The 21,193-nt window shown below is 69.9% G+C and carries 15 protein-coding genes; 8 read left to right on the top strand and 7 right to left on the bottom strand.

Translation table 11 applies throughout. The features are described 5' to 3' along the window. Nucleotides 1-131 precede the first annotated feature (131 nt). The gene (locus tag ACFHWU_RS10810) at nucleotides 132-3,689 is read right to left on the bottom strand and encodes an endo-1,4-beta-xylanase (RefSeq protein WP_416590437.1); all 3,558 of its coding nucleotides are present in this window, start codon (nucleotides 3,687-3,689) and stop codon (nucleotides 132-134) included. Between the two features lie 110 nt (nucleotides 3,690-3,799). Here ACFHWU_RS10810 and ACFHWU_RS10805 point away from each other — a divergent pair, with 110 nt between their 5' ends. Beyond that, complete coding sequence (locus ACFHWU_RS10805) at nucleotides 3,800-4,429, top strand: cellulose binding domain-containing protein (protein ID WP_416553449.1); 630 nt, start codon at nucleotides 3,800-3,802, stop codon at nucleotides 4,427-4,429. Next, the gene (locus tag ACFHWU_RS10800; protein ID WP_416553260.1) at nucleotides 4,356-4,928 is read left to right on the top strand and encodes a hypothetical protein; all 573 of its coding nucleotides are present in this window, start codon (nucleotides 4,356-4,358) and stop codon (nucleotides 4,926-4,928) included. Before ACFHWU_RS10805 ends, ACFHWU_RS10800 begins: the two co-directional genes overlap by 74 nt. Here the strand turns inward: ACFHWU_RS10800 and ACFHWU_RS10795 are convergent. Further along, nucleotides 4,889-5,518 (bottom strand): M23 family metallopeptidase, encoded by a 630-nt coding sequence (locus ACFHWU_RS10795; RefSeq protein WP_416553258.1) that lies wholly within the window; start codon nucleotides 5,516-5,518, stop codon nucleotides 4,889-4,891. The genes ACFHWU_RS10800 and ACFHWU_RS10795 overlap by 40 nt on opposite strands. 144 nt (nucleotides 5,519-5,662) lie before the next feature. Here ACFHWU_RS10795 and ACFHWU_RS10790 point away from each other — a divergent pair, with 144 nt between their 5' ends. Then, nucleotides 5,663-5,872 carry a hypothetical protein gene (locus ACFHWU_RS10790; RefSeq protein ID WP_416590435.1) on the top strand — a complete coding sequence of 70 codons (210 nt, stop codon included), beginning with the start codon at nucleotides 5,663-5,665 and terminating at the stop codon, nucleotides 5,870-5,872. A gap of 211 nt (nucleotides 5,873-6,083) precedes the next feature. Here ACFHWU_RS10790 and ACFHWU_RS10785 read toward each other — a convergent pair whose 3' ends face one another. Together ACFHWU_RS10785 and ACFHWU_RS10780 are read right to left on the bottom strand one after the other, a co-directional pair. Beyond that, nucleotides 6,084-6,326, bottom strand: coding sequence for a hypothetical protein (locus ACFHWU_RS10785; RefSeq protein ID WP_416553254.1), 243 nt, complete (start codon nucleotides 6,324-6,326; stop codon nucleotides 6,084-6,086). Nucleotides 6,327-6,447: 121 nt separating this feature from the next. Next, on the bottom strand, nucleotides 6,448-7,584 hold the full coding sequence (locus ACFHWU_RS10780; RefSeq protein WP_416590433.1) for a hypothetical protein: 1,137 nt from the start codon (nucleotides 7,582-7,584) through the stop codon (nucleotides 6,448-6,450). 100 nt (nucleotides 7,585-7,684) lie between these two features. Between ACFHWU_RS10780 and ACFHWU_RS10775 the strand changes: the two genes are divergently transcribed. The 4 genes from ACFHWU_RS10775 to ACFHWU_RS10760 all read left to right on the top strand — a co-directional run bounded on the left by ACFHWU_RS10775 (nucleotide 7,685) and on the right by ACFHWU_RS10760 (nucleotide 12,914). Further along, nucleotides 7,685-8,911 (top strand): glycosyl transferase family 1, encoded by a 1,227-nt coding sequence (locus ACFHWU_RS10775; protein ID WP_416567677.1) that lies wholly within the window; start codon nucleotides 7,685-7,687, stop codon nucleotides 8,909-8,911. 105 nt (nucleotides 8,912-9,016) lie between these two features. After that, nucleotides 9,017-10,417 carry an O-antigen ligase family protein gene (locus tag ACFHWU_RS10770; RefSeq protein WP_416590431.1) on the top strand — a complete coding sequence of 467 codons (1,401 nt, stop codon included), beginning with the start codon at nucleotides 9,017-9,019 and terminating at the stop codon, nucleotides 10,415-10,417. Beyond that, nucleotides 10,353-11,393, top strand: coding sequence for a glycosyltransferase (locus tag ACFHWU_RS10765; protein ID WP_416590429.1), 1,041 nt, complete (start codon nucleotides 10,353-10,355; stop codon nucleotides 11,391-11,393). Before ACFHWU_RS10770 ends, ACFHWU_RS10765 begins: the two co-directional genes overlap by 65 nt. 87 nt (nucleotides 11,394-11,480) lie before the next feature. After that, nucleotides 11,481-12,914: a lipid II flippase MurJ gene (locus ACFHWU_RS10760; RefSeq protein ID WP_416590427.1), complete on the top strand. Its 1,434-nt coding sequence runs from the start codon at nucleotides 11,481-11,483 to the stop codon at nucleotides 12,912-12,914. A 67-nt stretch (nucleotides 12,915-12,981) separates the two neighbouring features. On the opposite strand, the gene ACFHWU_RS10755 is transcribed toward ACFHWU_RS10760, so the two are convergent. The 3 genes from ACFHWU_RS10755 to ACFHWU_RS10745 form a co-directional block, all read right to left on the bottom strand. Continuing rightward, nucleotides 12,982-16,962, bottom strand: coding sequence for a ThuA domain-containing protein (locus tag ACFHWU_RS10755; RefSeq protein ID WP_416590425.1), 3,981 nt, complete (start codon nucleotides 16,960-16,962; stop codon nucleotides 12,982-12,984). A gap of 57 nt (nucleotides 16,963-17,019) precedes the next feature. Next, nucleotides 17,020-18,249 (bottom strand): multicopper oxidase domain-containing protein, encoded by a 1,230-nt coding sequence (locus tag ACFHWU_RS10750; RefSeq protein ID WP_416590423.1) that lies wholly within the window; start codon nucleotides 18,247-18,249, stop codon nucleotides 17,020-17,022. 74 nt (nucleotides 18,250-18,323) lie between these two features. Then, nucleotides 18,324-20,297, bottom strand: coding sequence for an OmpL47-type beta-barrel domain-containing protein (locus ACFHWU_RS10745; protein ID WP_416590421.1), 1,974 nt, complete (start codon nucleotides 20,295-20,297; stop codon nucleotides 18,324-18,326). 611 nt (nucleotides 20,298-20,908) lie between these two features. Between ACFHWU_RS10745 and ACFHWU_RS10740 the strand changes: the two genes are divergently transcribed. Next, entirely contained in the window at nucleotides 20,909-21,121 is a 213-nt protein-coding gene (locus ACFHWU_RS10740; RefSeq protein WP_416590419.1) for a hypothetical protein, read from the top strand. Nucleotides 21,122-21,193 lie beyond the last annotated feature (72 nt).

Here is a 21,193-nt window from a genome sequence, read left to right as displayed (position 1 = left end):
ATCAAGCAAGTGCTTGGTTGACCTGATGGTATGCCCGGTCCGGTCGACCGGGCAATGCCCCGGCCCGGCACCCCGCCTGCCGACGACCCGCGGGGTGCGTCGACGACCGTCGACGCACCCCCCGGCGACGGTCACCAGGTGGCGCAGTAACCGACGCTGTACGTCCGGGCACCCGGCTTCAACGTCCGGTTCCAGTCCACGCCGGTGATCCGCCAGGTGCCGTCGCCGAACGACTCCCGCTCGAAGTTCCACGCGGTGTAGACGTCGCCGGGCAGCTCGACCGCCGCCCGCCAGTCGACCGGCTGATCGGTGGCGTTGCTGGCGATGATCTCCGTGCAGTACCCGCCGCCGCCGTCCGAGTCCCACTGCGTGATCGGCTCGAAGGTCACGTCGACATTGGTGCCGTCGACCAGCCGGCCGACCCCCCACCGCGCGGTCGTCTGGTAGCCGACGCCGTTCTGCTCGGCCCAGTTGCGAATCGCCGTACGGGCGCCGTCGGCGGCGTCGTTGACCTGGAAGTCCAGTCCGTGGAAGGTGTCCAGACCGCCGTACTCGAGCAGACTGATCGCCGCCTCGACGGTGTAGCCCGTGTCGGTACGCACCGCCGCGCTGGTCAACCGGCCGGCCTGGAACGCCTCGTCACCGGTGCCGAACGAGACGACGTTGTCGGCGTTGACCCGGATCTGCGTGTCGTCGTAGCGGTAGGGGCCGTTCTTCGCGTTGCCGGCGTCGACGTAGATCTCCACCGAGTCCTGCGTCCACGGATCGGAGCCGGTGACGTCGACCACCGGGTCGGCCACCTCGGCCAGCACGTACAACGTCTGGTCCTGCCACAGGGTCCGGACGGTGGCCACCGCCCCGTCGGTGCCGGCCACCTGCTTGGCGGTGGTGACCGTGGTCGCGTGCGACCAGCCCGCGTCGACCGTACCGTCGATGACCGGAGCGCTCGGCGTCCGGACGACCTCCAGGTAGGACAGCTCCTCGACCAGGGTGAGGGTGCCGACGGTGCCGGTCGTGGCCCAGCCGGTCGTGGTGTCGTCGTCGGTGACCCGTACGTCGAAGGGGACGGTGTCGCCTTCGTCCGGGTCGGTCAGCGGCAGCTGCGCGACGACGGCGTAACCGCCGTCCCGCTCGGTCGCCACCGCCGGTACGTCCCCCGCCCCGTCCCGGGCCACCGGGTACGTCTCGCCGTCGAGCACGAACTCGACCCGGTCGTCCGACGACAGGGTGGGGTCGGTGACCGAGACGTACGCGGTCAGCCGGTCTGCCGACCAGCGCAGCTGGAACCCCGCCGTCTCCTTCACCGGGTGCAGGGGCAGTTTGCGCCAGGTGAGGTCCGAGGTGGCCCCGGCGGACAACGCGACGTCGCCGGCGAAGACGTTCGCGGTGCGCAGCCGGGCCGGCAGCTCCGCGTCGACCGCGCCGTAGTACGCCGGCTTGGCCTGGTATCCGTCGTCGAACAGCAGTGGGGCGCCGCTGTCAGAGCGCCACGACCGATTGTCGGTCAGCCCCCACACGGTGACGACGGCCAGTTCATCGGTGTACGCCCGGAAGATCCGGAACGCGTCCCGCAGAAAGTAGCCCTGCTCGATCAGGTTGGCCTGGGTTACCGGGGTCCCGATGGTGACATCGAGCTCGGTGACCGCCTGGACCACCGGCAGACCGGCGAACCTTTCCAGCGTGGTTTCGAGGCTGCCGACCGGTGTCGACAGCGACACGTGGAACTGGTGTCCCACCCCGTCGAGCGGCACGCCGCGGTCGAGCAGCCGCTCGACGAGAGCGTGGTAGCGCGCCTGCTTGCCGCTCTGCTCGGTGTTGTAGTCGTTGATGAACAGGGTGACCGGATCGGCGTCGGCCACCGCGTACACGTCGTTGAACGCCTCGTCGGCGTACTGGAACGACAGGTCGATGAACTCCTCGCCGAGGATCCGGTACCACTCGCTGCGGCGTAGGCCGTCGGCGTACTCGCCGCTGTCGCTGACCACCTCGTTGACCACGTCGAACGCGTTCAGCGGGTTGGTGTCGGAGCCGAACCGGCCGTACCGGTCGCTCAGCGACTCGGCCACCGCGAAGATGTGCCCGCGCAGCCGGTCGCGCAGCACCTGCTGGTCGGCGGCCGACGAACTCAACGGCTCGCCGTCGGCGTCCTGGAACATCCACTCGGGGGTCTGGCTGTGCCAGACCAGCACGTGTCCGTACACGCCGAGCTCGTTGGCCTGCGCGAAGTCCATCATTGCGATTGCCTGCTCGTGCGGCCGGAAGTTGCGGTCCGCGTCGTACCACGCCTCCGGCTTCATGTGGTTCTCCGGTGTGACGTTGGTGAAGTGCCGGGTCAGCAGCTCGGCGGCGGACCCGACGGTCTCCCGGCTGTCGATCGCGACGCCGACCGGGAAGTCGGTAGTCTCGTGGATCCCGGTGAGGTCCTCGATGACCGGTGGCTCGGGCACCCGCACCACGACGTCGTCGAGCAGGAAGTCGCTGGTGTTGCCGGTGACGTCCGCGCCCTGCCAGCTGGTCTCGAAGTAGAGGAACGCGCTGGTGAAGGTCGGCGCGGTGAAGCTCGCGGTCACTCCGGTCCACCCGTCATCGGTGACCGACTCGAACTGGGCGAGGGTGCTGAACGACTCGCTGCCGTCGGCGGTGGTGGCGGCAATGCTCAACCAGATGGCGTCGGTCGGCTGACCCTGCGCGAACCGCAGCCAGCCGGACAGTTCGTAGCCGACGCCCGGCTCGAACGCGGTGGTGACGTCCCGCCCGATCCCGGCGCCCTGGTTGACCCGGTCGGTGACGAGCGCGGCCGTCGCGCCGCCGTGCGCGACGTCGGTCAACTCGACGGTCGGTGCCCCCGGGCCACCGTCGCGCGGCCCCCAACCGTCGAGGCCGTCCTCGAAGTCGCTGTCGATGACGACGGTGCCCGGCGGTGGCCCGCCCGGCCCGGTGTCCGGCGCGGTGATCAGGATGTCGTCGACCAGGTACGTGGCGGTGGCCTCGGCGGCCTCCAGGTAGACCTGGTACGTGGCCGGGTCGGCGTCGGCCGGCACGGTGAACACGCCGGTCACCGTGGTCCAGTCGTCGGCGGTGACCGTGGTGTCGCCGATCCAGTCGTAGTCCGGCTTCATGACGAACCGGAACCCGGACGACGCCGGCCCGTCCGGGGCCAGCCGGACGCGCGCCGAGAAGGTGTGGGTGACGCCGGCGGTGAAGATTCCGGTAGGGCTCTGCAGCCCGTCGAACCCTTCGACACGGTCGCTGACCCGCAGCGCCCGGCCGTCGTCGGTGTCCACGACGGTCAGGGTGGGGTCACCGCTGGCGAACCAGGTGCTGGTGGTGCCGTCCTCGAAGTCGACCGCGCTCACCGTGACCGCGCCGGGAGTCTCGTCGGGGCCGGTGACGGCAACGTCGCCGAGCAGGTCGGTCGCGCTGGTCGCGGGGCCGTGCCAGTCGGCGGTACGGCCGGTGACCGACAGACTGTTCGCGCTGTCCCGACCTTCCTCGGCGATCGGCAGCGTCACGTCACCGCGGGGGCCCCACGGTGCGTACGAGCCGGATTCGAAGTCGTTGGCGAGCATCGTGGTGTCCGCCGTCGCGGCCGGGGCGGTCGCGATCGTGGCCACCAGCGCGGCCGCGCAGGCCGCGGCGAGAGCGGCCAGTCGCGCAGGGGGACGGGGTGGGTGGCATCTGAGGCGCATGAAGGCTCCTGCACGGACGTACGTACGTGTGGTCGGTGCCTGGTGAATCGCGCCAGCAGATCCAGACGGCGAAATGTTAGCCGGGCGGAGCCGGTACGTCGAGATCTGGTCTGTTCCCGGACTGTTCCGACTGCCTCTTCGCCCTGGCGGCACTCGTCACCGTCAGCGGCGGCGTCCCTGCCCTGGCCGCCACCGCCGCCACCGGGTGTCGCGTCGACTACCAGATCGCCAGCCAGTGGACCGGTGGGTTCGGTGCCGCCATCGCCGTCACCAACCTGGGCGACCCCCTCACCGTCTGGCGACTCACCTGGTCGTTCACCGCCGGGCAGACGGTCGCCCAGGCCTGGAACGCCGTGGTGACCCAGTCCGGGGCGCAGGTCACCGCCGACAACGCCAGCTGCAACGGCGACCTCGCGACCGGCACCACCGTCACTTTTCGGCGTCAACGGTGCCTGGAGCAACACCAGCAACCCACCGCCGACCGCCGTCGCTCTCAACGGCGTCGGCTGTCCCGGCGCGACCACCCGACCACGGCGCCGCACACCACCGGCTGGAACCCACCCGCACACCTCGTCACCCCGCTCGACCAGGTCTGGCAGCACCAGGAGCAGACCTACAACAACGGCAACCTGTACGCCTTCCGCAACTGCGGCTGGGACCAGGTTGATGGCCAATTGTGGCTACATCAACTACTGCGTCCGCTGGGACTCCACCGCCAGCGCCACCGCCGCTCTGCGTGATCGGATCCACGCCACTCTCGCCCGGCAGCACAAGAAGTGGATGAACACCCTGGTCGGCCACAACGCGTGGCCGTACGCCGATGTCCCGGTCCGCGTCGTCGGCTGGGCCGTGCGTGACCGCAACCAGCTGCAGTGGACCGACAACTCCGTCGACATACACGTCAATGACATCCGGGAGAACGCTCCGCAGTGCTCCACCGGCTGCGGCCGATTCTCCAACCAGAACGGCCAGTACGCCAAGTGTCCCGGCGGTGCCGCACGACACTACGACCAGTCACTGTGGCTCACCGACGGCTTCGGCGGGGGCGCCGGCGGGGACTGGGAGCAGCGGATGGGCCGCGAGTACTTCATGAACAACCTCGACGCAGAGAACATGACGATCCTGTTGCACGAGATCGCCATACCTGGGGGCTCGACGGCTTCTACGACTGGACACCCACCGCCCGCCGATGGGCCGGCTCAACAGTTGTTGCTGGTCAGCCGCACGGTGTACTCGTAGTCGTCGTGGGTGATGCCCGACGGCAGGCCGTCGAAGTAGGTCTCCACCTTCTGCCAGCCGCGCCGTTGCTCGTAGTGCAGGTGTGGCGCGCCCGAGTTGCCGGTGCTGCCGAGCAGCCCGATCTGCTCGCCGCGCGCCACCCGTTGGCCTTCCCGGACCATCGGCGGTTCGAGCAGATGCAGGTACTGCGTCTCCCACCGGCCGCCGTGGTCGATCTTGACCCAGTAACCGCCACCACGGCCCCGGGGGCCGTCCGGATCCTCCGGGTTCCGACCGCCCACCGAGCCGTTGACGCCGGCCACGGTGACCACGCCGGCGTAGGAGGCGAGCACCGGCCGACCCCACGGGTCGCCTTCGGTCGGGAACAGGTCGACGTCGTAGTCGTCGTGGCCGGGGTAGGTGCCCAGCTGCCAGGTCTCGCCGCAGGCGACCGGGAGCTGGAACAACGGCCGCGGCCCCGGCTCCCGCAGCCACGGCACCACGACCACACCCAGCGCGACGACGGCCGGCACCGTCGCGACGGCGACGAGGATCAGCAGGATACGCAGCGTGCGGCCGCGACGCCGGCCGGTAGGAAACCCGGTGGTCACCCTTGCGAGCATGGCAGACGTCGGCACCATGCCGGGGAGGTGGGCCGTCGTACTGCCAGCTGACCGTCAGCTTCCGCCCAGCTGGACCCGGACACCACGAGCTACCGTGGCGGGCGTCGGGACACAGGGCTGGAGGAGCCTACGATGAGCAGCTTCATCAAACGATTCCTGCTGGCGATGCTTGCGTCGAAGCTGAGCCGGCACGCCCGGCGGCGGGGGGACGGTTCGCCCGTCGACAGCCTGCTCCGTGAGGTCGACCACCGGCTCAACCGCCGGCGCCGGGGCGGCAACTACGGTCACTACGGCAGTGGCCACCACGGCTACCACGGTCACTACCGGCGCAAGCGCTGGTGACCGCCGCCGGCCGGGCAGGTCAACTGTCGGAGACGATGGCGAACCCACCCCGCTAGTTCTTGGCGTCGGTGTCCGGCTGGTAGTTGTTCTCGATGTTGCCCACGGCGTCCACCGAGAACCAGAAGACCTTCGTCCCGTACGGTACGGTCAGGGTCTCGCCGCCCTCCCGTACCCGCCGGCGGCGTAGAGCGTCGCCCCGAAGGTCGGCTGACTACCGTCCAGCGCGTAGAAGATCGCTGCCGGCAACGGCGGCGTCCTGCCGCACCCGCGCGGTAAACGTCTGGTTGTCGGCGCGGTGGTTGGCGATCGTCGCCTCCCGCTCGGCGACGCGTGCCCGGCTGTCGGCCGGTTCGTGCAGTAGTTGGCCGATCCGGAAGCCACCGGCCCGCAGACCGTCGATCTCGGTCGGGGTGACATCGGCGTGGACGACGATCCCGGTTGCGGTCTGCGGCACGTGGTGAGCCAGGTCGACTCCAGCCGTTCGAGCGGGGCCTGGATCCGCGAACGGTCGGTAACCTGCGGACGGTCGGCGGACGCGGTGGCCGGCCCGGCCAACAGGACCACGGCACCGGCGGTCAGACCGACGGGTCGCCACCGGCGATCGCCGACCGCAGCTGAGCACAGGCCTGGTCCGCCGTACGCACGAGTCGCTCGCGTGCGTCGGGGCTCAACCCGCGCTCGGTGGCGGTCCAGCCGACCCAGGCCGCGGCGACGTCGGGCAGGACCGGTCCGGCCACCGGGTCGGCACCGGCTTCGGCGGCGAGCGCCGGCAGGCCGAGTACGGCGAGCACCCGGCGTGGACCCAGCTGCAGTGGATGGCAGGCGGCCTGCTCGACGAACTGCTCGACGAGCAGGTCGACCGCGCGGCTGGCGGTGCCGTCGGTCGGGAACCCGGCAGCCGCCTCGGAAGCCAGGAACGCCCGCTTCAGCAGCTCGATCTCCACGGTGGTCGGAAACGGCTCCGGCGGGGCCGCGACGTCACTGAGCGCGCGGGCCCGGGCCAACGTCAACGCCCGCATCTTCCGGTACGCGTCGGGCATCGGCCGCAGCTTGTATTCCGGGTTCTCCATCAGTTCGTCCGACGTGGCGACGGCGTCCTCGAGTAGTCGTCGGGCCAGCGCCGGGTCGAGCGGTTCGGTCACGAAACCGTCCTCGCCCCCGTGTGCGCGGTCGAGCAGTTGCCCTAGCGAGTCGATCCGGGCGCCGAGCAGGACCTCCCGGATCCGTCCACCGCCGATCGCCTGGTCGATCACGGTGAGGATGCCGTGTTCGTCGGTGCCGCCGTAGGAGAAGCCGCAGAGCAGTATCGCCGTCTCGCCGTACGGGTCGTGCATCCACCGGCAGCAGTCGACGTCGACCCGGCCGATGGTGTCGGCCCAGGGTGGTTCCGGCAGCCCGTGCCCGACGAGCCGGTCGGCGTTGAGTCGGGCGAGTTCCCGTTGGGTGTCGATGGTGCTCATCGCCTGGAAACCGCGTAGCGCGGCGACCGCGGTCGGGGTCCGTCGCCGGCCCAGTTCGTGAATGACCGCCGCGTCGGCCGGTACGGCGTCGGCGAGTGGCAGGCCGATCCCTTCGGCGCTCTCGTGGGCGAGCAACTGGGTCATGCTCTGCTCCACCGACCACGGGGAACTCTCTCCTTTCAGCGAGAAGCTCCACTCCAGGAAGTCCGCGCTCGCCGAGGCGCGGTCGACGCTCTCATCGCTGTCACCCATGGCGCGATTGTCGCAGTCGGCGGGCCGTGGTGCGACGAAGGCCGACCGTGGGTCGGGCAACTGTCGATTCCTCTGCCCGGCGGACTCGTTGGGATGGGCGATGCTGAGTACACCGGGCGGTGCGAGAGATTCTGCGGTCAGCGTGCTGATCCTGGGTACGGCCGAATGGGATTCGGCCGTACCCACCAACCAGCACTACGTCACCCGGGAGTTGGCGGTCGGTGCGCGGGTCACCTTCGTGGAATCGCTCGGTCTACGTCGACCGACGCTGCGTCCTGACGACATTGCCCGGATGGTCGGCCGCGCCCGGCGGGCCTTCGGCGCGTCGGCCGGTCCGGTGCCTTGCCAACCGGCCAGAGTGAGGCCGGCGAACACCACGATCGTCTCGCCGCTGGTGGTACCGGTGCACCGGGCACCGACGCGACGACTGAACCAGGCAGTCCTGCGCCGGGCGACGGCGGACTGGCTCACCGGTGACCGGCCCCGGGTGCTGTGGACGTTCGCCCCGGTGACCTACGGGCTTGAGGATGCGGCCGACGTGGTCGTCTACCACTGTGTCGACCTGCTGGCCAGGTTCCCCGGCGTCGACCCGGTGGCCGTGGCAAACGGCGAGCGCGACCTCGCCGCCCGGCCTGGCGTGGTCGCGATCGCGACCAGCGACGCGGTACGCGAACACCTGGCGTTGTCCGGCTTCTCCCGGATCGAGCTGTTGGAGAACGTCGCGGACACCACGGTGTTCCAGCGGGGCAGCCGTCCGGCGGTCGAGCGTCGACCGGCGGTGATCTTCTCCGGCAACCTCACCACCGCCAAGCTCGACGTCGCGCTGCTGGAGCGGGTCGGCGCCACCGTCGGAGAGTTGGGCGGTGAGCTGATCCTGGCCGGCCCACTCGCCGCTGGTGGCGGCAGCTTCACCGCCGAGCTGCGCCGGCTCGAACGGGTGGGTGCCCGCCACGTCGGTCTGCTCACCCCGTCGCAGCTCGCCGAGGTGGCCGGTAGCTGCGCGGTCGGTCTGGTCCCGTACGCGCTGAACGAGTACACCGTCGGCGTCAGCCCGTTGAAGTGCTTCGAGTACCTGTCGGCCGGCCTCGCGGTGCTTAGCACCGCGCTGCCATCGGTGCGCCGGGTGGCGGAGTCGAACCCGCACGTCGTCACCGCCGGGGACGACGAATTCACCGAACATCTGGGCCGGTTGCTGACCCCGGTCACCGACGAGGTGATCGCCGAACGGATCGACAGCGCCGGGCGGCACGGCTGGGGCGAGCGTGGTCAGCTGCTGCGTCACCTGCTGGCCGCGCTGCTCACCGCCCGGCGGACCGCCGCCGGATGACCGAACTCACCGGCTCTTCCGACTCCTCCGACCCCCGATCGAGGCCCCACAATGCGCACCCGGAGCATGGCCGCTGCGGCGCAGGTACCGCAACGGACCGGCGTCATGATCGTATTCGCGCTCGCGGTACCGCAGCTGTATCTCCTGCCGGCTGGCACGATCGACATCCCGTTGTCGACGGTCGCCGCTCTGGCGCTGGCGCCGGTCGTCGCCGCTCGGGCGTGCCGCACCCCCGGTAGCCGACTGTTGCGCACCGCCCTGGTGCGCAGCGTGTTCGTACTGCTGCTGGCCCGGTTGGCGGCGTTTGCCTGGTCGCCGGATCCGGGGGACGGGCGGCTGCCGACCATGCTGCTGATGCAGTTCCTGGTCACGCTGGTGCTGATGGACAACGCGGCCCGGGAGGATCCATGGCTGCTCTACCGGGCCCACTACCTGCTGTGGCCGTTCGTCGTCGCGCAGTCCGGCCTGGTCGCGGTCTTTCAGCTCTTTCCCGATGTGGAGAACGCCTACCTCCGCTGGATCGCGGGATACTTCGCCGGGCAGAACACCGTCGCCGGGCTGTTCGACGTCAACCGGAACAACGTTCTTGACCCGGCGAAGGCCGGTGGCGTGTTCGTCAACGGCAACGTCGCCGGGCTGTTCCTCGGCGTCTGCGCGATGGCGGCGTTCGCCATCTGGTCGGTCACCCGGCAGCGGATCGTGCTGATCTGCGGGCTCGTCGGCTACCTGGGGGTGTGGTTCACCGGCTCCAAGGCGTGCCGGGTGCTTGCGGTGGTGCTGCCGCTGGCCGTGGTCGTCGCGTACCACTGGCAGACCCGGATGACGGTCCGGGCTCGCCGCCTCCTGGTGGCCGTGGTAGGTACCACGGCGGTGCCGGCGGTGCTGGTGGTGACCCTCGGCGACGGCGGCGGCTTCCTCGGCGCGGTCCGCACGGCGTTCGGCCAGCGGACCGAGATCTGGGGGTACGCCGTCGCGGCGTTCCGGGACGGTCCGGTGCTGGGGCTCGGCTGGGGTGGTTGGCTCGAAGGCTTCGCCGACTACGCGCGCCGCAACGACATCTACGACGACACCTTCCCACCGCACAACATCCTGCTGGCGGCCTGGGCGTCCACCGGCCTGCTGGGTCTTGCCGCGACGATCGGGTTCCTCGTCGCCGAACTCCGGCTCGTCGCCCGCGCAGCGGCCGGTGACTCTCCGCGCAACGCGATGTTCGTCGCCTGGACCGGTGCGGCCGTTGCCTGGGTCTGCATCCAGGCGATGGGGGAGAACACCGACATCTTCGGCGACATCCATACGATCCCGGTGATTGCCCTGCTCCTGTGCTTTTTGATTCATCCGCTTCCCGAGGAGGTCCGACGTGTCTGGCAGACCGAGCGTCGGGATAGTGCGCCACCAGCTGTTCCAGCCGTCCGAGACGTTCATCCAGGCGCAGGCGCTGGCGATGCGTACGTACCATCCGGTCTTCGTCGGTCGGGACCCGGCGCTGCGGGTGCCGGCCGGCGCTGACGTCGTCAGCCTCGCCCCCCACGGCCGGCTGGCAACCATGTCGTACCTGCTGACCCGCAGGTCCGGTCATCTGGTGCGGACGCTGCGAGACCGTGAGGTGCGGCTCCTGCACGCGCATTTCGGCGTCGAGGGGGTGTTCGCCGTCCCTACCGCACGGGCACTCGGCGTGCCGCTGGTGACCACCCTGCACGGCTTCGACGTGAGCGTCACCAGGAGACAGCTGCTGGCCTCCCGCAAGCTGTCCTGGGTCAACTACGTCACCTGGCGACGGTCGCTGTTCGAGAGCGGAGCGACGTTCGTCTGCGTCTCCGAGCACATCCAGCGGCGCGCGATCGAGTGGGGCTACCCGGCCGAGCGGACTCTGATGCTCCCGATCGGGGTGGACACCGAGGTCGTCAAACCGGTGCCGCTGCCGGAGACACCCCGGATCGTGCACATCGCCCGGCTGGTCGAGAAGAAGGGCACCGCTGATCTGCTGCATGCCTTCGCCGTCGTGCATCGAGCCGTGCCGACGGCAGAACTCGTCATCATCGGCGACGGCCCGCTGCATGGGCAGTTGGGTGCACTCGCCACCGAGCTGGGCGTAGCGGAGACGGTGCGATTCCTCGGGGTCCGTCCGCACGCCGAGGTACTGGCCACGGTTGCACAGTCTCGAGTGCTGTGCCTGCCGAGCGTGACGGCGGCCAACGGTGACCAGGAAGGGCTCGGCATGGCGCTGTTGGAGGCGGCCGCCACCAATCGACCCGTCGTCGGCACGCGACACGGCGGCATCCCCGAGGCGGTCGTCGACGGCGTCACCGGCTACCTGGTGCCGGAGCGCGATCCCGCCGCGCTCGCTGATCGCCTGGTCGCGCTGCTCGGTGATCAGGACCTGTGCCAGCGGCTCGGGACCGGCGGACGGAAGATGGTCGAGGACCGCTTCGACCTGAGCAGACAGACCGCAAAGCTCGAGTCACTCTACCGGGAGCTGGTGTGACCGGGCTGGCGACGAGTCGTGGCTAGCACCTTTCTCCGTCTCGTACTTGGTGGTATCGCCGGGAAGCTCCTCGGCATCGTCCGCGAGGTGCTACTGGCGGCCCTGTTCGGCGCCGGCCGGGCGGTGGGGGCGAACCGGGTCGCGCAGACCGCGACCATGGTGCCGGTCAACTTCTTCACCGCGGACGCGCTGTCCGCTGGATTCCTGCCGATCTACGTGCGCTACCGGCAGGACAGCCCGGCGCTGGCGCTGGCGCTCTACCGGGCGGTCCGGACGATCCTGGGTGGACTTTCGATGCTGCTGGTCGTCGCGTTGCTGCTACTGCGGAAGTTGTGGATCGCACTGCTCGGACCCGGTCTCGACGACGCAGCCGCCGCGCTCGCCGTCGCGATGCTGACCATCGCGGCGTTCTCGGTGCCGTTCTACGTGCAGTACGCGCTGTACACGCTGGTTGCCCTGGCCCGCGACGACGTCAGCCTGGTCAACCTGCGCGCCTGCGTGCAGAGCGTCGGCCTGATCGGCGCGACGCTGCTCGCCTATCTCACCGGCGACGTGGTCCTGCTCGCCTGGGGTTTCACCGCGCCGTACGTGGTGCTCTTCCTCTGGGGGGCGTACTGGGTCCGGCGCAAGGGGTATCTGCGTGCCGACGGCGGTGACGGATCCCTGCCGCCCACGTCGCGGCCGCAGTACGCGGTGGCGTTGACCATGTTCTGGCGTCGGCTCCGCCCGCTGCTGCTGCTTCCGGTGCTGCTGCAGGGGTCGATCGCCGTCGAGCGGGCGGTGGGTTCGTTGCTCGGCATCGAGGTGGTCGCCGCGACCGAGTACTCCCGGTTCGTCGTCGACTCGCTGATGGCGTTGATCGCCGCCCCGCTCGGCCTGGCCAGCCTCGCCGCCTTCGCCAGGATGCGCGGCGACGAGGTCGTCGCGGGGCTGGAGCGGCTGATCGCCCCGGTCCTGCTGGTGACGATCCCGCTGTCCGTCGCGTTGACGGTGAACGCCCGCGGCATCATCTCGCTGCTCTACGCCCGCGGCGCGTTCGACGACCGGGCGGTGGACGTGACGTCGGTCATGCTGTTCGGTCTCTCCCTCGGCATCTGGGCGCACGTGCTCGGATACACCTTCGTGAAGGTGCTCAACGCCCGGGGTCGAAACCGGCGGGTGGCGGTGGTCAACGGGCTGGCTTTCGGTGCCGCCGCCGTGGTCAACCTCGTCATGTGGCGCTCCTGGGGTCCGGTCACCATCGGTGTCGCCGCGACGGTCGCCAGCCTCGTGATGCTGGTCGGCTCGGCATTGTCGCTGCACCTGCTGCGCCAACTGGTCCGGCTGTTGTCGCTGCTGGCCCCGGCGGTGGCGGTGGCGGCCCTCGTCGGTCGGGCACTGGCCGGTGACGGACTGCTCCACACGGCCGCCTCGTGCGCCGCGATCGGCCTGGTCTGGTCGGGCTACACGGTGCTGGTGCCGTCGTTGCGGCGGGTCGTCGTCACCGAACTCTGGACGAAGGCCGCCGGTCGGACGACCTGACGTGCCGGGCCCCGACGACCTGACGTGCCGGGCCCGGACGATGTGTCCGGACCCGGCACGTCACCGGTCAGAGAGTCCGTAGTCGTACGTCGCGGAACTCCATTACGTCGCTGTTGCCGTGGTTCTGCAGACCGATGAATCCGCTCACGAACTGGCGCAGATCGGTGGGCGGGTCGCCGGCCCGGGACGACTGCTTGCCCGGCACGTTGTCGAACTCGCTGATCGTCACCCCATTACGGATGATCGTGTAGTGCTGCCCGACCACCCGGATCTCGTAGTCGTTCCACTCGCCCTTCGGCGCGGGCAGCGCCTGGTCCAGGTCGTTAGGCTGGAAGTTGTAGATCGACCCGGTCTTCTGCGGTTCCCCGCTTGCCCCGTCGTAGAGCTGGATCTCGTGGCCGCAGAAGATCGCCACCCAGGCCTGGGAACTGCGGGCGGAGCCGACCGTGCCGCAGCTGCCCTCCGGACGCTCGTCCACCGGCACCCGGGGATCCGGGAACCGGACGAACACCCCGCTGTTGGCCCGGGTGTCACCCGGCGAGACGTCCTTGAACCGCAGCCGCAGCGAGTAGTCGGCGAACTCCTCCTCGCCGTACCAGAGCATGCCCAGCCCGCCGGAGCTGCTGATCGACCCGTCCGGTAGCAGTTTGAACGTGCCGCCGGGGGCCTGCCGCCAGCCGGACAGCGAATGACTGGTGCCGTCGAACAACGTCCGGTAGCCGTCGGTACGGCCGACGGGGGAGTCGGCGCCCGCGGTACGCAGCGTCGCCGCCTCCTGCTCGTCGAGCACCTCGGCGTCGGTGAGCTGCGCCAGCACCTCGTCCAGGTGGCTGGTGAACGAGCCCTGGTTCGGCCACTGCCGCTCGTCGTCGATCAGATCGTTGACCGTGCACCCGGCACCGGCATCGTGATTCGGTACGCCGGTGTCGGTGTCCAGCAGCCAGACCGTCCCCCGAGCGTCCGGTGCGTCGCAGCCGGTGTCGACCACGACGGTGTGCTCGGCCACCTCGCCGTCGGCGTAGGTCACCTTCACCGTCGCCTCGAACTGTCCGTGCTTGCGGTAGGTGTGGGTCGGGTGCGGCAGGTGTGACACCCGGTTGCCCTCACCGAAGGTCCATTCCCAGGCCACCCCGCCCACCCGGTGGCTGGAGAAGGTGACCGTGCGCGGGTCGCTCGGATCCGGGACCCGGGCCGAGGCGTACTCCGGTCCCGGGGTCTGCGCGCCGCCGTCGTAGACGATCCGGATCAGCTTCTGGTTGCCGTGCAGGGTGAAGAAGCCGCCGCCGTAGTCCAGCAGGTAGAGCGCGCCGTCCGGGCCGAACTTGGCGTCCATCCAGTGCTGTAACTGGGTGCCGCCGTTGCCACCTGGTATGACCGCCCGAAGATCCTCCGCGTAGGCAGGGGCACCATGGTCGGGCACCATCGCCGGGTCGACGGTGACTGCCACCCGGTTGTCCGCGTTGGACTGGTCACCGATGAACCACTTCCCGTCCCAGTGCGCCGGCCACGCCACACCGCTGTCGGTGTCGACCTGTGAGCGGTGGTACGTCGGGCCGTTCATCACGGCCTGGCCGCCGCCACGCAGGTATGGCCGGGTGAAGGTCTCTTCGCCCGGCTCGTACGTGGGCAACCCGCTGCCATCGGCCCGGGTCGGGAAGACCGGGCCGCCGCCCTGCGGTGAGTACCAGATCATGTTGTCGCGTACCGGCGGCAGCTCCACCAGCCCGGTGTTCCGCGGCGAGGTGTTACGCGGGTTGTCGCAGTCGTACCAGCCGGTCAGTACCGCCGCGTCGGTGTTGCTGCGGTCCCGGTACGGCTGGCGGTTGCCCATGCAGTACGGCCAGCCCTGGTTGCCGGCGGAGGTGATGATCGTGGCGTGTTCGTACTTCGCCGGCCCGAGCTCCGGGTCCGGGTTGGTGGCGTCCGGGCCGACCCAGGCAGCGGTCAGCCAGTCGTTGACCGGATCCCAGGCGATGCGCGACGGGTTGCGTACCCCCATCACGTAGATCTCCGGACGGGTCTTGCCGCCGCCTTCCTCCTCGCCGGTGAACAGGTTGCCGTCCGGGATGCTGTACGTGCCGTCCGGTTCCGGCGTGATCCGCAGGATCTTGCCGTTGAGGTTGTTGGTGTTGCCGGCGGTACGGCGGGCGTCCTGGAACGAGACGCCGGCGTACTCCTGGGTCCAGTTGTTGCCGGAATAGCCGCTGGAGCCACCGGACGAGTTGGCGTCACCGGTGCTGACGTACAGGTTGCCCGCGTCGTCGAAGGTCATCCCACCCCCAGCGTGGCAGCAGCTGTGGATCTGGGTGTCCCAGCTGAGCAGGTCTTCACGGGTGGCCTGGTCGATGCTGGCGTTGTCGTGGTCGTAGGTGAACCGGGACACGGTCCGCTGACCGATCCGGTTCTCCCGGTCGATCGACTCGTGGGGCATCCAGTACACGTAGAACCAGCCGTTGTCGGTGAACGCCGGGTCCAGGGTCATGCCCAGCAGACCCTCCTCGCTCTTGACCAGCTCGCTGCCGCTGCCCCGGTTGCCCATCACCTCCAGGGTGGTGAGCAGCTTCACCTGCCGGGTCTGCGGATCCCACTGGTGGATGGTGCCGCAGCCCTTGCCGATGTCCGGGTTCGACCAGTCGGGGATCGCCCCGGAGGGGCAGGCGGCGCGGCCGATGTAGAAGACCGTGCCGTCCGGTGCGATGGTCAGGCCGTGCGGTTCACCGACCTGATCCAGTTCGCCCTGCTGGTTGGTGCCGGTGAGCCGCTCGATCCGGTAGTTGGCGGCTATCGTCGCCTGGCAGTCACCGCGTACCGTGCCGGCGGTCCACCGGATCGCGCCGAGGACGTGTTCGCGGAACTGTAGGTCCTTGGCCCAGCTTGCCTCGGTGTGGCCCATTCCGGTGTAGAACGACCGGCCACCGTCGTAGTCGTGGCACCAGGCCACCGGGTGGAACGGTCCGTTGCCGCTGAGCCCTGCGTCGTAGCTGGTCTCGTCGACCTGGGCGACGACGTGCACCCGGCCAACCGGGTTCGGGTCCCAGCTGATCCACTGGTCGTCGCGGGTCCAGTTCATCGGCAGGTCGCGGGTTGCCGGGTGGTTGCGGTCGGTGACGTCGACCTCTGCCTGCTGGACCTGGGTCTCCGGTGCCGCACCGGCGTCGGCGCCGATCAGCCATAGCTCGGCGAGCTGGGTCAGCGGCTCGTCGCTGTTCGCCGTGATGTCCAGCCGGTAGTGCCGGTAGGCGTCAGTGTTGTCAAACGCGAACTGCCGGGTGAGGAACCGCTGTGGGAAGCTCTGCCCGGTCCGGCGGTCCAGATCGGTCCAGCTCTCGCCGTCGTTGGACCCCTGCAGCGTCCAGTCCCGCGGGTCCCGGCCGGGGAAGTCGTTGGCCGAGGTGAGCGCGTACCGGTTGACCACGGTCGGCTCGGCCAGCTCACCGGCGAGCCAGCCGGTCGGGGAGCGGGTCAGCCACTTGGTGCCGGTGGCGCGGTCGAACGCGTGGCTGGCGGTCTCGTTCGGCGGGTTGTTGCCGCTGGCGCTCGCCTCGACCACCGTCTCCGCCGGCGGCAGGGTGGGTGCCGGCCGGGTGCCGAGCAGACCGGTGAACCATTCCGATCCGGGCTGGGCGTACGCCGCGTCGTGCACGCCGACGAAGCCGCCGCCGCCTTTGACGTACGCCTGGAACGCCGCCTCCTGTGCGTCGTCGAGGGTGACACCGGCGGTGGAGAGGAAGACCACGCTGCGGTAGCGGGCCAGGTTGTCGGGGTTGAACACGCTCGGATCGTCGGACGAGTGCACGTAGAAGCCGTGCTCGTTGCCGAGCCGTCGGATGACGTTGGTGGCCCGGCGGACCGGGTCGCTCTGTTCGGCCTCGGGGCCGTGGAAGACCAGCACGTTGACGACCCGGTTGCCCCAGGTGGGTGGCGTGGGGTCGGCCTGGGCGGGGGAGACCGGCGCGGTCAGCAGACCGGCCAGCAGGGTAACGGCCGCGGCCGCGGCGGCTGATCGGTGGCGCAGTCGGGGGAATCTGAAATGGCGTCTGTCGGCCATTCCTGCTCCTTACAGCGGCCGGCGCGGGATGCGCCGGGGTGGGGTGGCTGGGACGGTTCAGTTCTGGTGGCCGTCGTGTCCGGCACCGGCCTGGAGGTCGGTGGCCGGCTCGCCGCCGACGTCGACACCCGACTGGGCGAGCACCGCACGGTGCTGGTGACCGCCGGGCGGCATCTGTCCGTTCTCGTCCAGGACGTGCAGGGTGGTGGCCATGCCCAGGTCTGAGTGGAACTGCATGTGGCAGTGCAGCATCCAGTGGCCCGGTCCGACCGAGTCGCCGGCGACGATGGTCACGCCGAACGAGTCGCCGGGACCGAGGGTCTTGTTGTCGATCACCGGGATGGAGTCGACGATCGCCTTGTTGTCGCCAGCGACCACGCCGGTGCGGGTGTCCGCCCAGGAGTGGCCGTGCACGTGCCAGGTGTGCATGTCGTCGCCGGTGCCGACCACGATGAACTCGACCCGCTCGCCGACGTTCGCGACGAAGCAGGCCGGGCCGGGCACCGGGTTGTCCAGGTCGCAGTCGTCGGTCGCGGCCCCGCGGCGCAGGTTGATCGACTGGCGGTCGCCGAAGACCGTGACATAGGTCCGGTCCGGCCGGGGGTCGCCCTGCCGGCGCACCACCAGGCCGCCGAACAGGCCCGAGCCGATGCCCTGGGTGCCGTGCGGGCCGCCGACCACGTGGTCGTGGTACCACCAGTAGCCGGCGGTGCCCGGCGAGCCGGTCCGGGAACTGCGCGGCTTCGCGTACCAGGTGTAGGTCCGGGACTCACCCGGCCCGACATATGAGCCACTGTGTACGGTTCCGTCGGAGTCCTGGGTGTACTTCACCCCGTGCGCGTGCAACGAGACACCGAGCGGGTGCTCCGGATCGGTCCGCAGCTGCCCCAGCGTCTCGGCGGTCACCTGGTTGTGCAGGGTGATCGCCAGGCACTCGCCTTCGATCATCTCCATCGTCGGGCCCGGGTAGGAGGCGGTCTGCGGGGTCAGGCCGTAGCCCAGCCGGATCTGGTTGGTCACCGGGTCGCGGGGCAGCTCCACGGCGTACAGCTGCAGTTCCCGGTCCGGTGCCACGCAGCCCTCAGGCACCACGCCGTCGGCCGGCACGGCTGCGGCCACCGGGTCGGTGGCGCTCTGGTTGACGGCGTACGCGGTGCCGGCGCCTGCGAAGGTGACCGCCAGGACCGCCAGGACCACCAGGGCCCGGCCTACGCCGTTGCCACCCGGGCCACCCGGTCTGGCTGGTTCGTCGATCGGGTCGGTGTTCAGATGCGTCGTCTCGTTCAACGTCCGTTCCTGTTCGTCGCGCCGGTCATCGCCGGTCGGGGGGTGGTGGTGTGTCCGTCGGGGTCCCGGTCCGCTCACGGCGTCAGCGGGGCGATCCGGACGTTGCGGAAGCTGACGATGTCGTCCGCGCCGTGCACCTGCAGGCCGAGGTAACCTTCGGTACGCTGCCGGCCGGCACCGCCCGGGTCGTCGGCCCGGGGCGGGTCGAACACCAGGTCAGGGGTGTTGACGAACTCGTTGACCAGCTCCCCGTTGCGGAAGATCGAGTAGTGCTGCCCGGCCACCCGGATCTCGTAGTCGTTCCAGGTGCCCTTCGGGGTGACCCCGGCGGCGTCGACGTCGACGCCGCCGAATCCGTACACCGAACCGGTCTTGTAGCGGTCGCCGACCGGGCTGTCGAAGATCTGCACCTCGTGGCCGTACTTGATGGCCACCCATTCCGGCCGGGGTTCCTGCGGGTGCTGGTGCACGGCGGGGAACCGGACGAAGACGCCACTGTTGGCTCGGGCGTCACCCGGTGCGTCGTCGCGCCACTGCAGCTTCATCGAGAAATCGCCATAGCTGCGGATCGGGAACCAGAGCAGGCCGAGTCCGGCGACCGGCCGGCTGGTGACCGAGCCGTCGGCGTTGCGGGTGAAGCCGCCCGCACCGACCTGTTCCCATTGATCGAACGATGCGCCCGACCGGTTGAGGATTGACTGGTAGCCGGTGTGGGCGTCCGACTTGCCGACCGCGGACAGCTTGGCCGTGTCGATCAGGGTGACCCGTTCGGCCTGGCTGATCACGCCCTGTTCGCGCAGGTTCTTCACCACCGCCCGGACATGCTGCATGAACTCGTTGTGATTGCGCCAGATCCGTTCGCTGGCGATCAGGTTGTTGATGGTGCAGCCCGGACCCACCTGCCGGTTGGTCACCTCGCTGTTGCGGGTGCCCAGCCAGACCGTCGGCCGGGTGTCCAGCACCCGGCACTGCGGGTCGCCGCCGCCGGCGACCACGGTGAAGGTGACCGATCCGGGGTCGGAGGTGTTGCCGGCTTCGTCGGTGGCGCGGTAGCTGACCGTGTGCGCACCCGGGCTGTTCACCGTCACCGGGGCGGTGTAGTCGGTGTACGCGCCGCTGTCGAGGGAGTACTCGACACTGGCGACTCCTGAGTCGTCGTCGGTGGCGGTGACGGTGACCGTTGCGGTGTCGAGGTAGGAGCCGACCTCGCTCTGGGCGCCGGACACGGACGCGGTCACCGTGGGTGCGGTGGTGTCCGGGTCCGGTGGCGGGGCGACGGTGAAGGTGACCGATCCGGGGTCGGAGGTGTTGCCGGCGATGTCGGTCGCCCGGTAGGCGACCGTGTGCTGGCCCGGCTCGTTGACCGTGACCGGTGCGGTGTACTCGCGGAACCCGCCGCCGTCGAGGGAGTGTTCGATGGTGTCGACACCGGACATGTCGTCGGTGGCGGTGAGGGTGACGGTGGCGGCACCGAGGTAGGCCCCGTCGTCGTCGCGCGGCCCGGACAGCGCCGCGGTCACCTGGGGTGCGGTGGTGTCCTCGGTGCTGACGGCACTGACCACCAGCAGCCCGTTCATCAGGCCGTGGCCGGGGATGGCGCAGAAGTACCGGTACGTCCCCGGGGTGAGTACCACGTCGACCGTCCACAGACCGCCGTTGGCGTCGTACGGGTCGGCCAGGATGTTGACGTTCACGTCCTGGTTGTAGGTCGGGTCACCGGTCTCGAAGGTGAGCGTGTGCTGCATGCCGCTGGTGTTGCCGGTCGCGGCGCTGTTCTCGAAGACCAGCGTCGCCGGTCCGGGCTCGGCGGTGGTCGGTGCCGAGGTGTACGCGGTGACGTCGTTGCCGGCGGTCCAGGTCAGCACCTGGGCGGCCCGGTACTCCGGTGGACCGCCGTGGGTTGGGCGGGCGTTGACCGGCGCCGCGGCCAATGTGGTGGTGAGGACCATGCCGACCACGGCCGCCAGCGCGGTCAGCGACCGTCTCGGTCGGGTCGGTGCTCCGCTCGGGCGGAAAGCTTCGCCGTGTTGATCAGGATCGACTGCCATCTCAACGTACCTTCCATTACAGACCGGGTTATTTCGGACGGACTCGGTGCATGGTCGGCCACCGGCCGGGGCGATCTGGGCGCGCGGAAACTGGACCAGTGGGGGTACGGGTGCGGCCGCGCTTCACCGACACTCGGGGCAGGCGGCCGGCGCCGGGCGGGTGTGGTGGTGATGCCGGGGTGTGCGGGTGGGTGGGTGACGGGAAATGTCCGGGCGGGTCCGACAGGTGACGACTGCCCAGGCGGGCCAGGGGTGAGTTGGGCGACGGAGGTGGAGGCGCGCGCCGCCGCGCCGATCGGATGCGTCCAGTGTTTCCGGGGGGTGCCACGGCCCCGGCGAGGTTGTCACCGTTAGGCGGGTGCCGTGCCCGCCCGACGGCGTCCGGTCGGGCAGCCAAACTCTTTGGTTACCTAGCCGAATGCCTCGGTGATCTGGAGGCTAGCGGACTTGGGATCGAGGTGTCTACATCTTTCGGTGGTTTATCCCAGACTTTTGCCAGTGTCGACAGAAGGTGGGTAAGGGCGTAAGGTCACGAGCAGTGACCACAGTGTCGGCTGACCGGTCCGGGGCCGCCGGGATCAGGCCTGGGACCGGGCCGGTAGGTGACCGAAGTGCCGGGCGCCGATCAGGGCAAACTGTTCAGCGCCAGCGCGCCGATCTCGGAGCACGGCACCTCGGCCCGGTTCTCGCCGGACACCCCGTCTGCCCGGTTCATCCTCGCCGCCGGGGTCGCCCCACCGGCGAGCGTGGCCGCCGTCGCCGCGATCACCAGAGCGGCGAGTACGCGGCTCAGGGTGCCGCGTACGGATTCGGATCTCAGATAGCCCGATTTGTGGGGGGGTGTCCCTATGGGTTGTGTCAAGCGGCGAGGCGGGGTTCGTCCGCCGGTTTGGGCT

This window comes from Micromonospora sp. LOL_015 (assembly GCF_048060275.1).
Classification (GTDB): Bacteria; Actinomycetota; Actinomycetes; order Mycobacteriales; family Micromonosporaceae; genus Micromonospora_E.
The sequence above is the reverse complement of the archived record's forward strand: the minus strand, read 5'-3'. Positions and strand labels throughout refer to the sequence as shown.